We start from the raw sequence: 15,257 nt of genomic DNA, 5'->3' as shown, positions 1-15,257 counted from the left end.
GCGGGCCTACATCATCTCGTCGGTCAGCGGCATGAGCACGGTCTTCAGCTCGGTGTAGTCCTCGAAGGCGCTGCGCCCGCCCTCGCGGCCCAGCCCGGACTGCTTGAAGCCGCCGAAGGGCACGTGCGGTTCGAGCTGGAACCCGTTGATGCCGATCGTGCCCGCCCGCAGCCGCCGCGCCAGCCGGAACGCGCGGCGCGCGTCGGCGGTGTAGATGCCCGCGCCCAGGCCGTAGTCCGTGTCGTTGGCGATGCGCACCGCCTCGTCCTCCTCAGTGAACGGCAGCACCGTGAGCACCGGGCCGAAGACCTCCTCGCGCGCGATCTCCATGGAGTTGTCCACCTCGGCGAAGATCGTCGGTGTCACGAAGTTGCCCGCGCCGTAGTCCCCGTCCATGCGCTCGCCGCCGGTGACCAGCCGCGCGCCCTGCTGCTGCCCGCGCTCGATGAAGCCCAGCACGCGCCCGAGCTGGCGCTCGTTGATCAGCGGACTGGCCAGCACGGCCGGGTCGAACGGGTCGCCGAAGGTCACGGCCCCGGCCATCATCTGCGCCGCGCCGAGGAATTCCTCGTACACGTCCCGGTGCACCAGCGCCCTGGTGTGCGCCACGCACGCCTGCCCGGACAGGCCCACCGTCACCATACCCATGGCGGTCATGCCCGCCAGCCCGATGTTCGGCGCGTCCGGGAACACGATGGCCGGGCTCTTGCCACCCAGTTCCAGGGAGACCCGCTTCATGGTGTCGGCGCTGGCCCGCACGATGCGCTGGCCAACGGCGCGGCTGCCGGTGAAGCTGATCTTGTCGACCAGCGGGTGGGTGATCAGCGCCTCGCCGGTGGGGTCGCCGGGCCCGGTCACCAGGTTGACCACCCCCTCGGGCAGACCGGCCTCCGCGAGCAGTTCCACCATGCGCACCACGCAGAACGTGGCGTACTCGGAGGGTTTCAGCACGACCGTGCAGCCCGCGGCCAGCGCGGGCGCGAGCTTCTGCGCGAACAGCACGAACGGGGCGTTCCAGGGCAGGATCGCCGCGACCACGCCGATCGGCTCGCGGAAGGTCATGGCCAGGTGGTCCCCGCCCTGGTGCGCGGGCAGGGTCTGGCCGCCGATCTTGTCGATCCAGCCCGCGTGGTGCTCGAAGATGTCGGCCGCGATGCCCACCGAGGTGGCGTAGATCCCGCCAAAGGACAACGGAACCCCGTTGTCCAGTGCCTGCAAGCGTTTCAGTTCCTCAGCGTGTTCGCGCAGCAGTGCCGCGTAGCGCAGCAGCACCGCGATGCGTTGCCCCGCCTTGGTCCTGGGCCACGGGCCCGCCTCGAACGCCTTGCTGGCCGCCCGCACCGCCTCGTCCACGTCGGCGGCCTCGGCCACCGCGAAGCTGCCCACGGCCTCGCCGGTCGCCGGGTGGTGGTGGGTCCAGGTCCGACCCTCCCGCCCCGGCCGCCACCGGCCGTCCACGTGCAGCAGTCCGTCCTTGAGCCCCACCGCTTCCCGGTGCGGCGTCACGGTGAGCGTCATGGATCCCTCCGTAGAGTCAGGACAGGGTCAGCACTTCCGTGCAGGCGAAGGTACGTTCGGGGTCGCGCTGGGCGAAGTACTCGCCGAGTTCGGTGAAGTCGGTCGCGGCGAACCTGCGCTCCACCACGGGTGCGGAGACCAGTGCCACCATGCCGCCGTACACCACGAAGAGCTGGCCGCTGATCGCCTGCGCCTCCGGACCGGCCAGGTAGGTCACGAACGGGGCGACGTGCTCCGGGGACAGCGGGTCCTGGCCCTGCGGTGCGGGGCCGAACACGTGCTCGGTCATCGCGGTGCGGGCGCGCGGGCAGATCGCGTTGGCGCGCACGCCGTAGCGGGCGAGCCCGCGCGCCGTGGCCAGGGTCAGCGCCACGATGCCCGCCTTGGCCGCGGCGTAGTTGGCCTGTCCGGCCGAACCGAGCAGGAACGCCTCCGAGGAGGTGTTGACCACCCGGCCGTACACCGGCGCGCCGTCCTTTTTGGACTTGTCACGCCAGTAGGCCGAGGCGTTGCGGGACAGCAGGAAGTGCCCGCGCAGGTGCACACGGATGACGGTGTCCCACTCCTCGTCGGACATGCTGAACAGCATCCGGTCGCGCAGCACCCCGGCGTTGTTGACCAGCACGTGCAGGCCGCCGAACCGCTCGACCGCGGTGGACACCAGTTCGTCCGCTGTGGACCGTTCGGACACGTCTCCCCTGACCAGCAATGCCTTGCCGCCCAGTGCCTCGATCTCGTCCACCACATCCGCCGCGTCCGGCGAGACGTCGCCGAGCACCACCGAGGCGCCCGCCGCGGCCAACGCCAGTGCCTCGGCGCGACCGAGTCCGGCCCCGGCCCCGGTGACCACGGCGACCTTGCCATGCAGGCCCATGTCCGGCTCCTAGTCGAAGGTGATCATCTGGCGGATCAGCGGGGCGCCCGCGCGCAGGGTGCCAAGCGCGTCGTTGACCTCCGACAGCGGCAGCCGCCTGCTGATCATGCCCTCCAGGTCGAGCCGCCCGGCCCGCCAGAACCCGAGCAGCCGCTCGTAGTCACGGCGCACGTCGGCCGATCCGTAGAACGAGCCGAGCAGCCGCTTCTCGTGCAGGAACAGCTCCTGGGCGTTGAACTGCACCACGGCGTCCGCGCGACCGGCGCCGACGATCACGGTCGTGCCGCCGCGCCGGGTGATGTCCCAGGCGGAGCGGATCGTGGCGGGGATGCCCACCACGTCGAAGGCGTAGTCGAAGCCCAGCCAGCCGGCCAGCTGTTCGTTGAGCGCGGGCAGGCCCTCGGGCGTGGTGGCGTGCGTCGCGCCGAAGCGCAGTGCGGTCTCGTGCTTGTCGGTGACCGGGTCGACCGCGATGATCTGCGTGGCCCCGGCCAGCCGGGCGCCCTGGATCACCGAGATGCCCACACCGCCGCAGCCGATCACCACCACGCTGGACCCCGGCACCACCTTGGCCGTGTTGAGCACCGAGCCGACCCCGGTCATCACCCCGCAGGCCACCAGCGCCGCGATCTCGTACGGGACCTCGGGATCGACCTTGATCGCCCCGTCGGCGGGGATCACCAGCTCCTCGGCGAAGGTGCCCAGCCCGGCGTAGCCGAAGGCCGGTGTGCCGCCGACCAGGAAGCGCGGGGCGCTGAACGAGGCGATGGCGTGCACCGAACACAGGTGCGGCTGGCCGCGCAGGCAGTTCGGGCACCGGCCGCAGGGTGGCACGAAGGTGACGATCACGTGGTCCCCGGGCACGAGGTGCCGGACCCCGCTGCCGACCTGCACGATCTCGCCCGCGCCCTCGTGACCGACGATTCCGGGTGCCAGGGCGGGCAGCGTGCCGTTCATGGCCGACAGGTCGCTGTGGCAGACCCCGGAGGCGCGGACTCGCACCCGCACCTCCTCGGGACCCGGATCAGTGGTGCTCACGTCGTCCCGCAGTTCGAGCTTGTCGTCCCCGATCTGGTTCAGTACGGCAGCCTTCACCGGCTTCACTCCTCGTCGAGCTCGCCCCACAGCTACCCGGCTCACACTAGAATCTGTTCTCGTTTCAGGCAAGGGTCCGCAGCGCGTTGCGCGGGCAGTTCGCCACCGCCCGGACCACCCGCGAGCGCAGCTCGCCGTCCTCGCCGGGTTGCGCGATGTGCAGCACCTCGTCCGCATCCAGCTCGAACACCTCGGGGGCGAGAACCTCGCAGACCCCGTTGCCCTCACACACGTCCCGGTCGACCACAACCCTCATGCCGCCACGGTAGCGCCCGCCGAGCAGAACTAGAACCTGTTCTTCCTCAACGGGGAGGTCTATGGTGGCGAGAACGTGTTCCACCGGCGTGCCGGGAGGTCGGGTGCACATCGCGTACAGCCCACAGCAGGAGCGGTTGCGCCAGCGCCTGCGGGCCTACTTCGCCGAGCTGATGACCCCCGAGCGGCGCGCGGCCCTGGCCTCAGGCGGCGGGGAGTACGGGGACGGCGTGGTCTACAAGGAACTCGTGCGCCAGATGGGCCGGGACGGCTGGCTGGTGATCGGCTGGCCGGGCGAGCACGGCGGCCAGGACCGGTCCATGCTGGAACAGCTGATCTTCCTGGACGAGGCCGCCATCGCGGGCGCCCCGGTGCCGTTCCTGACCCTGAACACCATCGGGCCGACGATCATGCGCTACGGCACCCCGGAGCAGCGGGCGCAGTTCCTGCCGAGGATCGCGGCCGGGGAACTGCACTTCGCCATCGGCTACTCCGAGCCGGACGCGGGCACCGACCTGGCGAGCCTGCGCACCAGGGCGGTGCGGGACGAACACGGCTACCTGATCAACGGCCAGAAGATGTGGACCAGCCTGATCCAGTACGCCGACTACGTGTGGCTGGCCTGCCGCACCGACCAGGACGCCCCCAAGCACAAGGGGTTGAGCATCCTGATCGTGCCCACCGACGCGCCCGGCTTCTCCTGGACCCCGGTGCACACCGTGGCGGGGCCCAGCACCAGCGCCACCTACTACCAGGACGTGCGGGTGCCGCACTCGGCACTGGTCGGCGAGCAGGACCGCGGCTGGCCGCTGATCACCAACCAGCTCAACCACGAGCGCGTTGCGCTGACCTCCGCGGCCCCGGTGCAACTGGCGCTGGCCGAGGTCACCGAGTGGGCGCAGGCCACCAAGTCCCCGGACGGGACGCGGATCATCGACCAGGAGTGGGTGCGACTGCACCTGGCCCGGGTGCACGCCAAGGTCGAGTTCCTCAAGCTGGTGAACTGGAAGATCGCCTGGGCGGTCGCGCAGGCACCCAGCCCCGCCGAGGCCTCGGCCACCAAGGTGTACGGCACCGAGTTCGCCACCGAGGCGTACCGCCTGCTGATGGAGGTGCTGGGCAGCGCGGCCTGCGTGAGACGCGGGTCTCACGGGGCGGTGCTGCACGGCAAGATCGAGCGCATGCACCGGTCCTCGTTGATCCTGACCTTCGGCGGGGGCACCAACGAGGTGCAGCGGGACATCATCGCGGCGGTCGGCCTCGGGCTGCCCGTCGGTCGGCGTTAGGAGCTGGCACGTGGACTTCTCGCTCACCCAGGCGCAGCAGGACCTGGCGGCGCTGACCCGGGACATCCTCGCCGACCACGTGACGCAGGAGCGCCTGCGGGCGGTCGAGTCCGGCACCGACCACTTCGACCGGTCACTGTGGACGGTCCTCGGCTCGGCGGGCGTGCTCTCCGCCGCCCTGCCCGAGTCCGCGGGCGGCTCGGGCTTCGACCTGTTGGAGCAGTGCAGCGTGCTGGTCGAGATCGGCCGGCACGTAGCGCCGGTGCCGTACCTGTGCTCCGTGGTGCAGGCCGCGTCGGCGATCGCCCACTTCGGCACGCCCGAACAGCGCGAGCGGTGGCTGGCCCCCAGCGGCCTGGTGCTCACCGCGGCGCTGTCCGAGGAGCACAACGAGGACCCGGCCAAACCCGTGACGCGAGCGGAACTGGTCGCGGATCGGTGGTGCCTGACCGGGGCGAAGACGACCGTGCCGTCCGGGCCGGTCGCCGACCTGTTCCTGGTGCCCGCGAGCACACCGGACGGGGTGAAGGTCTTCCTCGTGCGGCCCGAGGACGAGGGCGTTCGCCTGGCACGACAGGAGATCGTCGACGGGGACAGCGCGGCGTGGCTGGAGCTGACAACTGTCGCGCTGCCCCGTGACCGCGAGCTGGCGGTGTCCGCCGACTGGCTGGTGACCCGGGGCACGGTCGGACTGTGCGCGCTGCAACTCGGTGTGGCCGAACGCGCCCTGGAGCTGACCGCCGAGCACGCCAGGACCCGCGTGCAGTTCGACCGGCCGATCGGCAGCTTCCAGGCCGTGTCGCAACGCCTCGCTGACGCCTACGTCGCCGTCGAGGCGATCCGGCTCACCCTGTGGCAGGCCGCGTGGCGCGTGGTCGCCGGGCTGCCAGCCGACTCGGAGGTGGCCACCGCCAAGTTCTGGGCCGCCGAGGCCGGGCACCAGGTCGCGCACACCGCCGTGCACGTCCACGGCGGCATGGGCATCGACCTGGACCACCCGCTGCACCGCTACTTCGTGGCCGCCAAGCGCACCGAGTTCGCCCTGGGCGGTGCTACGGCGCAACTGCGCCGGATCGGTGCCGCGCTCGCGGCTAGCCCGGCGTGAGCAGCACCGGCAGTGCGATGAGGCGGCGGCTGAGCAGGTCGGTCTGCCAGCGGGCGGCTGCCGGGGGTTCGGCCAGCCGGGCCTCGGGGAACCGCCGCAGGAAGGCCTTCAGCGCGGTGCGGGCCTCCAGCCGGGCGAGCCCGGCGCCGACGCAGTAGTGGCTGCCGAGCCCGAAGGTCACGTGGTCGATGACCGGCCGGTCCGGCAGGAACCGCTCGGGGCGCGGGTGCACGCGCGGGTCGTGGTTGGCCGCGGCGAGATTGACCAGCACCGGCGTGCCCACCGGGACGTCGATGCCCGCCAGCGTGCAGTGCTGCGCGGCGAACCGCCAGGTGGCCAGGGGGAACGGCGGGTGCCGTCGCAGGGCCTCCTCCACGACGGCCTCGACGAACTCGGGTGTGGCGCCGAGGTGCGTGGGACCGGCGAGCAGTTCGTACAGCGCCGCGGAGATCAGGCTGGCCGTGGACTCGTGGCCGGGCAGCACCAGGCTGGGCACCCACGCCTTGACCTCGGTGAGGGTGGCCTGGGGCGGGTCCGAGCGGGTCAGCGCGAGCAGGTCGGTGATCAGCCCGGTGGCCAGGCGGTGCGGGTGGCGGTCGATCACCTCCGCCACCGTGCGGTAGAGCAGCTCCCTGCCCTCGTCGCGCACCGAGGCATCGCCGCCGTAGAAGATCTTCTCACTGGCCCCGCGCAGCACGGGGCGGGTGTCGGCGGGCAGCCCCAGCAGAGTGCAGATGATCTCCAGCGGCAGCGGGTAGGCCAGCCCGGCGACCAGGTCCACCGGTTCCTGCCCGCCCGCGCTCTGCACCGCGTCCAGCAACCGCCCGGTGATCGCCTCGACGGTCGCCGACCACGCGCGGATTCGGGCCGGGCTGAACGCGAGCAGGTGCAGCTTGCGCAGCCGCGCGTGCTCCTCGCCCTCGCTGGTGACGATGTCCGAGGCGGCGGCGGTCTCCGCGGAGCCGATCAGTCCGCTCTCGTCGACGAACCACGGCGGCGCGTGGCGTCCCTCCTTGCTGAACCGCGGATCGGTCAGCACCGCGCGGACCAGGTCCGGGTCGGACACGACCCACGCGTGACCGCTCCCCTGGCGGACTCGCACCACGGGTCCGTGCTCGCGCAGTGCCACCAGGTCCGGGAGCAGATCGTCGTCGCCGTCGCCGCGGTCCAGGGACAGCTCGACAAATGGGGCTTCAGGGGTCATGGCGCCAACTCCAGCGGGAGGCGGTCCGGGCCGTGGAAGACCAGGTCCGGTGCGTAGTGGACCGGCTCGGCTGCCAGTGCCATCCGGGAGAACTCCGCCAGCAGCACACCGAGCCCGATCTCCGCCTCGACCCGGGCCAGTGCGGCGCCGAGGCAGTGGTGGATACCGGAGCCGAAGCCGAGGTGACGGCCCGGCGCCCGGCCAAGGCGCAGCACGTCGGGCTCGGGGAAGCGGGCCGGATCGCGGTTGGCCGAACCCAGCACGAGCATCAACTCCTCACCGCGGCGGATCCGCCGACCGCGCAGCACCGCGTCCCGGTAGGCCCAGCGCCGCACCATCTGCACCGGGCCGTCGTAGCGGATCAGCTCCTCCACGGTGCCGGGCATGAGCGCCGGGTCGGCGCGCAGCGCGGTGAGCGCCTCGGGGTGGCGCAGCAGGGCCAGCACCGACTTGCTGATCAGGTTCGTGGTCGTCTCGTGGCCCGCGGTGAGCAGGTGCACGCAGGTGGCCACGATCTCGTGCTCGGTCAGCGGTTCGTCCTGCCCACCGCCGCGCACCAGGAGGGTGATCAGATCGGGGGCGTCCCGGCCGCGGCGCTCCCGCACCTGGCTGCCGAAGTAGGCGGCCAACTCCACCGCGGCCGCCTCGGCCCGTGCCGCGGCGCCGGGGCCGCGCGCCTGTTGCAGGTCCAGGGCGCAGCGGCGGAACCAGGCCACCAGCTCCCCCGGCACACCGAGCAGTTGGGCGATCACCAGCAGCGGCAGCGGCGCGGCGAACTCCCCGACCAGGTCCACCACCGGCCGTCCGCGCAGGGCGGCGGCCAGGTCGAGCGCGATCTCCCGGATCTGCTCGCGCAGCCCGAGGACCACGCGCGGGGAGAGCCTGCCCACCAGCGGTGAGCGCAGCCTGGTGTGCCGGGGCGGGTCCTGGAACACCAGCCAGTCCTCGACCAGTGACCGCAGGGTCGGGCACTGCGCGGGCACGAGCGCGGTGGCCGCCACGTCCTCGGCGTGCACCGCACTGGCGCGGCGGCCGAAGCCGTGCTGATCGGTCAGCACCGCGAGCGCGTCCTCGTAGCCGAAGAGGTACCAGCGCCCGCTCGGCCCCTCCGGGGTGAAGTGCACCGGGTCCGCCTCCCGGTAGCGCCGGTACTCCGGGTACGGGTCGGCGATCTCGGCCTGTCCCCAGGCCCGGGGGTCGAAGCGGCCCGGTAGCCCGCGCCCCAACGCCGTCGCCCTCATCCTCCGGCCCCCGCTCCGCGGACCTTGTCCGCCAGCCACCCGAGGTCGCGCGGCAGCTCGTCGCCCCACCAGGCGACGTGGCCGTCCGGGCGGACGAGCACGTGGGCGCGTTCGTACACGCGGGTCACGGCGGGCGCCGGGCACACCGCGGTGGTCAGCGGCACACCACGCTGGGCGAAGGCGTGCTCCAACTGCCAGCGCCGTTCGGGTTCGGTGCGGCACAGCATGACGAAGTCGGGCCCGAACAAGTCCAATGTGGACACTCCACCCCGCAGCCACGCGTGCGGGGCGCGCGACCCCGGGGCCGCGCTCTGCCGCCACGGCTGGTCGCCCCCGGCGGGCGCGGCGGGATCGACTTGCACGATCGGGGAGCGGTACTGGGCCCCGAAGTGCACCTGCGGGGCGTCGAACTCGCGGCGCAGGTCCGACTCGGCCAGGTGCCGGGACATCTCGGCGCGGGCCCGTTCCCCCGCCGCGGACTCCTGGTGCAACTGCGGCGACAGCGGCCTGCGCACCGTGCGCAGCAGGTTGCCGTTCGCCTCCTCCAGGCTCGCCAGCGCGACCGGCCTGCGCTCCTGCTCGTAGCTGTCCAGCAGGGCCGACCCAGCCCAGCCCGCCAGCTCGGCGGCCAGTTTCCAGCCCAGGTCCGCCGCCCCACAGATCCCGGTGCTCATGCCGAAACCGCCCGAGAGCGAGAGCGTGTGCGCCGCGTCCCCCACGAGGAACACCCGCCCCTGCCGGAACCGGTCGGCGACCCGGTGGGTCAGCCGCCAGGGACTGTCGGACAACACCTCCACCGGGGTCGGCAGCGCGATTGCTTGGGAGACAAGGGACAGCGCGTCCATTTCGGCACCGGCACCGCCGTCCGCCCCGACGACCAGGTTGTACAGCTCGCACCCGTCCACGGCCCGCATCGGGAAGCGCAGGGTGGCGGAGAGCATCAGGAAGTGCACCAGGGCGTTGCGCTCGCCGAGCTGGTCGCGCAGCTTCGGTGCGCGGAAGAGGATGTTGCGGAACAGGCGGCTCTCGTGCCGGGCGGGCGCGTCGATCCCGCACGCCTTGCGCACCTGCGAGGAGGAGCCGTCGCAGGCCACCAGGTACCGGGCCCGCACCAGCAGGGGCTTGCCGTCGAGGCCCTCCCTGAGCACGGCCAGCACGCCGTCCTCACACTGGCTGAAGTCCTCCAGCGTGCACTCCGTGCGCACCGGGCCCTCCGGGTGCACGCCGACCTCGCGCATCAGCAGCGGGGTCAGCCAGTGCGCCGGGCATATCTGGTTGGACTCGGGGGTGTGCTCGGGCAGCGAGCGGCTGTCGGCGGTGCCCAGGGCGAGCCGGAACAGCTCGTGCCCGCCGACCCTGGTGACCCACGCGGCGTCGAGCGGGTGGTCGCCGGGCCAGCCCGCGTCGCGGATCTTCTCGGCAACTCCCCACCTGCGGAACAGCTCCATGGAACGCGGGCCGATGGTGCTGACCTTCGGGTGGGCCACCGTGCCGTCCCCCGCCTCGGCGAGCAGGAAGTCCACTCCCCGGTAGCGCAGGTCCATGGCCAGCGACAGGCCGACCGGCCCCGCGCCCACGATCAGCACGTCGGTCTCGCAGTGGTGCGCGCTCACTTCGCCCTCCTCGGCGGGACGCCCCGCTCGGCGGTGAAGACGCCGGACAGGAACTCCAGCGTGTCCACCACACCGACGGGCGCCAGGAAGCACCGGCGCGCCGCGGCGGCCAGGTGGGCGAAGCGCAGCGCGATGGCGCGCGCGGCCACGTCGGGTCGCGGCAGGTACGCGGGCACCGACTCCAGTTCGAAGGACGGCCCCGCGGTCCTGCCCCGCCTGCCCGAGGGGACCATCACCAGCACCTCGGCCAGCGGCCGCATGACGCCGGTCATCACCTCGATCGCCATGTTCATCAGCTCCGAACGCCGCAGGCTGCTGTCGGGCACCTGGTTGAAGTGCTGGACCATCAGCTGCAACTGCATGAAGTAGGACCGGTTGAACAGCCGCATGAGCTCCCGCGCCCCGGGGTCGGTGACCAGGTCCTTGGCCGGATCTCCCTCGTGCAGCGTGGGATTGCGCACCGTGGGGTAGGCCGGGCTCCATGGCAGCAACCGCCCGTCGCGCCCGCGCACCTGTTCCGCGGCCAACTCCCGGGACATGCCAAGGAACACCTCGAAGTGCGAGCCGCTGCCGGGGCCCGCGGGGCCGAGCACCCCGCCCTCGCCCTGTTCGGTGACCACGTCGATGGCGAACAGCGCGCTGCTCAGGTCATCGACCTCCAACTGGTAGTCCGGGTGCACGGCGTTGATCGACTCCCGCAGGAACAGGTGGTGCTCCCCGCCGCCGCGCCCGTGGTCCACCATGAACAGCTCGGGCACCCGTTGCAGCCCGGCGCGGATAGCCGCGTAGAGCTCGCTCAGCGAGCCGTAGAGGTGGCTGCGCGCGGGCTCGTGCCGTTCGGCGCCGCTGATCTCGCCCACCAGGGACTCGGGCCGCTCGATCGCCGCGAACCGCTCCAGGGCCCCCAGCCCCAGCGGCTCCAGCGCGAAGTCCAGTGGTACGGCCAGCCGGGCGTTGATCGTGCCGAAGTCCACCCTGGGCACGTAGAACGGTTCACCGATGGCCATGAGCACGTTGTTGACCAGCAGGAAGTGCGTCATCTCCTCACGGGCCACCGCGAACAGGCCGCCGCGCAGACCGCCCGGCAACGCCTCGCCCTCGGCACCGCAGGCCAGCCGGACCCGGTCGGCGGTCCACTCGCCGCGCTCGTGGTAGGCCCTTGCGGCGGCCGGGGTCGGCACGGAGAACGCCGCGTAGAGGTACTGCAACAGCACCGCGAGTTCGATCGTGACCGCCTGCCGCAGTGCGAGCACCAGGTCGCCGCGGGTGGTGATCTCCCAGTCCGGCCGCGTCCCGCCGGGTACGAGGGCGGGCACCTCGCCCGCGCCGGACTGCGCGCGCAGGAACTTCAGCAGCAGCATGGCCTTGGGCTGCGACAGGTCCCGCGTCGGCGGCATGTAGTAGGTCTTGGACTTGTTGCGCGGGTCGCACATCTGCCAGATCAACCGCGCGTGCGTGTTCACCCGGAACCGGTCGGCCAGGCTGAACACCTCCTCCTTCATGAACGGGTGGAACAGTTCGTAGAACGCGAAGACCTCCCGGTACAGCAGGTCGAAGGTGGCCTCCTGCTGCGGCACCTCGGCCAGCCGCCAGTCGTCGGGCAGCACCCGGACCGCGATCGAGCCCGCCGCCGACCAGTGGCCGAGCGCGTCCAGCTCGTCGTGGCCCAGTCGCGCGGATCCGGGCTGCTCCGGATCGCAGGGCAGGTCCCCGGCGCCGGTCGCCAGCAGCAGCCGCGTCGTGCCCGCCCGGGCACCACGGATCGCCAACCGCCCGTACCCCCGGTCGTCGGTCCGCACGGTGCAGGTCCCCGCCCATTCGCCAGCCCCGCCCGTGCGCACCCGCACGATCTGCACGTCCAGGCTGCGGGCCGTGGCCGACCGCGCCGCCCGCTCGCGGGGCAGGGCACGGGGGTTGAAGAACTGGTGGACCTCGACCTCGACCGGTCCGGGTTCGCCCCGGACGAAGGAGCGGAGCTCGACCTCCACGTCCTGCTCGGCGTCGGTGCTGTCCCGCGGGTGGTCCAGGATCTGGCACGCCTCCTCGGCCTGCACGAGGATCTCCCGCTCCCGCAACAGGTCCACGCGCCTGCCGTCCCAGTCGACCCCGACCAGCAGGAGCGCGTGGTCCTCGGTGCGCGGCAGCGGGTCGGCCGTGGGCACGGCGATGATCCCGCTGGTGAGGCTGCGGCCGGCACCGAGGTACGCCTCGCGCGGCACCGTGGCGACGAGCCGGTCGGAGCCCGCCGTGCGCAGCTCCAGGTCGCCCAGGTCCACCGGCTGCGCCCCGTGACCCGTGACGGGCACCGCGGTCACGGCGTTCAGGGTGGCCCAGCCGGGTTCCACGCGGACGGTGAGGTTGTGCAACGGGGGCGGGTGCCCGCCGGGCACGGGCACGAGCAGGCGACCTGCCGGGTAGCCACGGGGCTCGCCCTCCCACCAGGGCGCGATGGTGCCGCGCAGCACTCTGCGTTCCGGTGCGTCCGGCCGGGTGGGCACCGCGACCGCGCCGAGGGCGAACTGCACCACGACACCGCCCGCGCCCCCGGACTCCACCGTGGCGCACAGCAGGCTGGCGGCAGGTGAGGCCGAGGCACCCTCCAGCCAGTCCATGCCCCCGTCCTGGGTGATCGCGAACTGGTAGACGGTGGAGCAGCCCAGTCTCGGCGCGTGGTCCCGCCCGCCGAGGCCGCGGACGTGCAGGGGGTTGTGCCATCTCGGTGCGTGCATGCCGCGCACCTCGCCGACGAACACGTAGCCCACGTCGTGTGAACGGCCCAGCCGCCCGAAGCAGAACCTGCCGACCATCAGCGTGGTGGTCCATGCCGAGGCGGGGTCCACGTCGAACACCCGGGCGCGGTTGGCGGTGGTCGCCAGGTACGGGTTGTAGTGCCCCCACATGTCCACGCTGCGCCCCACCAGGGGGTCGTCCCGCCGGATCACGCCCGGGGAGAGCTCGGTGCTGACGATCCTCGCATCGATCGAGAAATGGCCGCTGCCGCCGAAGTTGCTGCCCTTGGCCGCGCTGAACAGCCCGTCCTCGCGCGGCTGCCCCAGCTCGTCCAGCCGCGGCCCCAGGCTGTCCAGGTGTTCGTGGTACTCCTCGGCGGGACGGCTCGGGTCGAAGGGACCGTCGGCGGTGAGCGCGGTGTTGGTGGCCAGGTCCACCGTGCCGCCGCGGGTGCCGGTGGGCAGGTTCGCCGTGGCCACCCCGGCGAAGTGCAGGCGGGGCAGGTCGAACACGCTCATAACCGCACCTCGCTGACGCTCGGCGCAGCGCTTCGCGCAGGCCCTGCGGTGGAAGATTCGCTCATAACCGCACCTCGCCGGGGTTCAACGGGCGCACCCCGGTAGGGCAGACAGCGATCCTGTGCGGCCTGGGCTGGTACCGGTGGATCCGGCGCACGGCCTCCTCGGCCGACTCGATCGCCCCGTTGATCCACGCCGCGGTCGAGGAACAGTGCTCACCCGCGAAGAACAGCCGGTTCTCCGGGCGGGCGGCCTCGATCCGCTCCTGCTCACAGGACAGGGCGTCCTGGCCCCAGCGCGCCACCCCCGCTCCGCCGCTCCACCAGGACTGGCCCCAGGCGGAGCTCACCGCGTCCACGACCATGCCCGGCCTGAGCAGTTCGGGGTGGGTCATGCTCAACTCCCGCAGCGCGGCCACGTGCCTTGCGGCGAAAGGCATGCGGCCGAGCACGTCGGCGTCCTCCCCGATGGTGTAGCTGGCCAGCAGTGCGGCGCCCTCGGCCGGATCGCCCTCCACCGCCGGGTAGTAGGTCTGCCGCAGCTGGCCGCCGGTGAACGAGGCGCCGCCGGTGATGCCGTCCTGCTCCCAGAACGCCTCGCGGCAGTGGAAGGCGATCTTGGTGCCGGACCAGTACCGCACGCCCCGGATCGCGGCCATCTTGCTCTCGCTCAGGCCGTGCAGCCGCAACCTGCGCAGCACGGCGAACGGGATGGTGCACAGGACGTAGTCGCAGCGCCGGGTCACGACCTGGTCGGACAGTCGCAGGTCCACCAGCACGTCCCGCTCGCGCACCGTGATGCCGACGACCTCCTGCCCGCAGGTGATCGGGCCGCGGACCCGCTCGCCGAGCCTGCGCACGATCTGGTCCATGCCGCCTTCGAGCCGGATCAGTCGCGGGCTGGTCTCGCTCAGCACGTCGTCGATGAACCGGGCAAGCCTTCCGCCGCACCAGGTCCTGGCCTCCGGGTGCGCCGCGAAGAAGGCGTGCAGGTCGACCTGGTCCCGCCCACGCAGGAAGCAGGCCGGATCGACCTGGTCGACCAGGTCGAGCAGACCGCGGCCCAGTTCCTCGCGCAGGCTCCTGCGGAACTCCGCGGGCCCGATGGCCTCGCCGACGGCCAGCAGCCGCGCACCGAACAGGACGGTTGCCTCGCGGTAGTCCGCACCGGCCAGCAGTGCCCGGTAGTCCTCGAGCAGTACGCGCGGCACGTCGCGCTGGCGCACGGGACCGGAATCGGTTGCGTAGTACGCGTTGTCCTCGGAGAACAGGGTCCTGAACTCGCGGACCTGGTCGGCGAGACCGAGTTCGGCGATGTAGTGCATCGTCCGCAGGTGATCGGCCGGTACCCGCATGGCGCCCAGTTCCACGAGTGGACCCGCGGCGAACCGGTGCGTGTGGATCCGGCCACCGATCCGGCCGCTGCCCTCCAGGACCTCGACCCGATGACCGAGCCGCTCCAACTCGTGGGCGGCCACCAGACCCGCCACGCCCGCGCCGAGCACGGTGACCCGCTTCGCGTTCGCCGAGAGCGGTGCGTCCGTGCCCCGGACCGGACTCCTGTGCTGTGCGGCGATTCTCTTCACCATCGTTGACCCCCGTCACGACAAGCCCTCGCGCTGCGCCTGCCACGTACGGTGGTCGGTTCACCGCGCCCCGCAGCCCAGTTTCCGCTGCGGGGACCGGAGTCCGGGAGGAGGCCATTGACCTGGCCCCGGTGTGACGGAACGGCCTGCCTCGGCGGCAGGCCGTTCCCCCGCGACCGCTGGGGGCGGGCGGACCAGGCGGGGGGGACCAGTGATCACCCGCCGCGGTCGCG

At 72.3% G+C, this 15,257-nt stretch carries 11 protein-coding genes; 2 read left to right on the top strand and 9 right to left on the bottom strand.

Going from position 1 to position 15,257, the window contains the following annotated elements; all coding sequences use genetic code 11:
* Positions 1–6: 6 nt before the first annotated feature.
* The 4 genes from KALB_RS16945 to KALB_RS16930 all read right to left on the bottom strand — a co-directional run bounded on the left by KALB_RS16945 (position 7) and on the right by KALB_RS16930 (position 3,743).
* Positions 7–1,518 (bottom strand): aldehyde dehydrogenase family protein, encoded by a 1,512-nt coding sequence (locus tag KALB_RS16945; RefSeq protein ID WP_025356906.1) that lies wholly within the window; start codon positions 1,516–1,518, stop codon positions 7–9.
* 16 nt (positions 1,519–1,534) lie between these two features.
* Positions 1,535–2,392, bottom strand: coding sequence for a 3-oxoacyl-ACP reductase (locus KALB_RS16940; protein ID WP_025356905.1), 858 nt, complete (start codon positions 2,390–2,392; stop codon positions 1,535–1,537).
* A 9-nt stretch (positions 2,393–2,401) separates the two neighbouring features.
* Positions 2,402–3,487, bottom strand: a complete 1,086-nt coding sequence (locus tag KALB_RS16935; RefSeq protein ID WP_025356904.1) for a Zn-dependent alcohol dehydrogenase — start codon at positions 3,485–3,487, stop codon at positions 2,402–2,404.
* A 64-nt stretch (positions 3,488–3,551) separates the two neighbouring features.
* Entirely contained in the window at positions 3,552–3,743 is a 192-nt protein-coding gene (locus KALB_RS16930) for a ferredoxin (protein ID WP_025356903.1), read from the bottom strand.
* A 103-nt stretch (positions 3,744–3,846) separates the two neighbouring features.
* On the opposite strand from KALB_RS16930, the gene KALB_RS16925 reads away from it, so the two are divergent.
* Both KALB_RS16925 and KALB_RS16920 read left to right on the top strand, forming a co-directional pair.
* Positions 3,847–5,028 (top strand): acyl-CoA dehydrogenase family protein, encoded by a 1,182-nt coding sequence (locus KALB_RS16925; protein WP_025356902.1) that lies wholly within the window; start codon positions 3,847–3,849, stop codon positions 5,026–5,028.
* Positions 5,029–5,038: 10 nt separating this feature from the next.
* The gene (locus tag KALB_RS16920) at positions 5,039–6,133 is read left to right on the top strand and encodes an acyl-CoA dehydrogenase family protein (RefSeq protein ID WP_025356901.1); all 1,095 of its coding nucleotides are present in this window, start codon (positions 5,039–5,041) and stop codon (positions 6,131–6,133) included.
* Here the strand turns inward: KALB_RS16920 and KALB_RS16915 are convergent.
* From KALB_RS16915 to KALB_RS16895, 5 genes are all read right to left on the bottom strand, one after another.
* The gene (locus tag KALB_RS16915; RefSeq protein ID WP_025356900.1) at positions 6,120–7,337 is read right to left on the bottom strand and encodes a cytochrome P450; all 1,218 of its coding nucleotides are present in this window, start codon (positions 7,335–7,337) and stop codon (positions 6,120–6,122) included. The genes KALB_RS16920 and KALB_RS16915 overlap by 14 nt on opposite strands.
* A complete protein-coding gene (locus KALB_RS16910; RefSeq protein ID WP_025356899.1) occupies positions 7,334–8,578 on the bottom strand; it encodes a cytochrome P450 in 1,245 nt (414 codons plus the stop codon). The genes KALB_RS16915 and KALB_RS16910 overlap by 4 nt, the downstream gene beginning before the upstream one ends.
* Positions 8,575–10,191 carry an FAD-dependent monooxygenase gene (locus tag KALB_RS16905; RefSeq protein WP_025356898.1) on the bottom strand — a complete coding sequence of 539 codons (1,617 nt, stop codon included), beginning with the start codon at positions 10,189–10,191 and terminating at the stop codon, positions 8,575–8,577. Before KALB_RS16905 ends, KALB_RS16910 begins: the two co-directional genes overlap by 4 nt.
* On the bottom strand, positions 10,188–13,439 hold the full coding sequence (locus tag KALB_RS49205) for a ferritin-like domain-containing protein (RefSeq protein WP_025356897.1): 3,252 nt from the start codon (positions 13,437–13,439) through the stop codon (positions 10,188–10,190). Before KALB_RS49205 ends, KALB_RS16905 begins: the two co-directional genes overlap by 4 nt.
* A 61-nt stretch (positions 13,440–13,500) precedes the next feature.
* Positions 13,501–15,027, bottom strand: coding sequence for a flavin monoamine oxidase family protein (locus KALB_RS16895; RefSeq protein WP_030107762.1), 1,527 nt, complete (start codon positions 15,025–15,027; stop codon positions 13,501–13,503).
* Positions 15,028–15,257: the final 230 nt, after the last annotated feature.

This window comes from Kutzneria viridogrisea DSM 43870, assembly GCF_000525635.1.
Classification (GTDB): domain Bacteria; phylum Actinomycetota; class Actinomycetes; order Mycobacteriales; family Pseudonocardiaceae; genus Kutzneria; species Kutzneria viridogrisea.
Note: the sequence above shows the minus strand (reverse complement) of the source record. Positions and strands in the feature narration are given on the sequence as shown.

Coding starts and splice junctions, on each gene's coding strand:
- KALB_RS16895 (WP_030107762.1), bottom strand. CDS start 15,027: ATGGTGAAGAGAATCGCCGCACAGCACAGGAGTCCGGTCCGGGGCACG.
- KALB_RS16930 (WP_025356903.1), bottom strand. CDS start 3,743: ATGAGGGTTGTGGTCGACCGGGACGTGTGTGAGGGCAACGGGGTCTGC.
- KALB_RS16940 (WP_025356905.1), bottom strand. CDS start 2,392: ATGGGCCTGCATGGCAAGGTCGCCGTGGTCACCGGGGCCGGGGCCGGA.
- KALB_RS16910 (WP_025356899.1), bottom strand. CDS start 8,578: ATGAGGGCGACGGCGTTGGGGCGCGGGCTACCGGGCCGCTTCGACCCC.
- KALB_RS49205 (WP_025356897.1), bottom strand. CDS start 13,439: ATGAGCGTGTTCGACCTGCCCCGCCTGCACTTCGCCGGGGTGGCCACG.
- KALB_RS16945 (WP_025356906.1), bottom strand. CDS start 1,518: ATGACGCTCACCGTGACGCCGCACCGGGAAGCGGTGGGGCTCAAGGAC.
- KALB_RS16915 (WP_025356900.1), bottom strand. CDS start 7,337: ATGACCCCTGAAGCCCCATTTGTCGAGCTGTCCCTGGACCGCGGCGAC.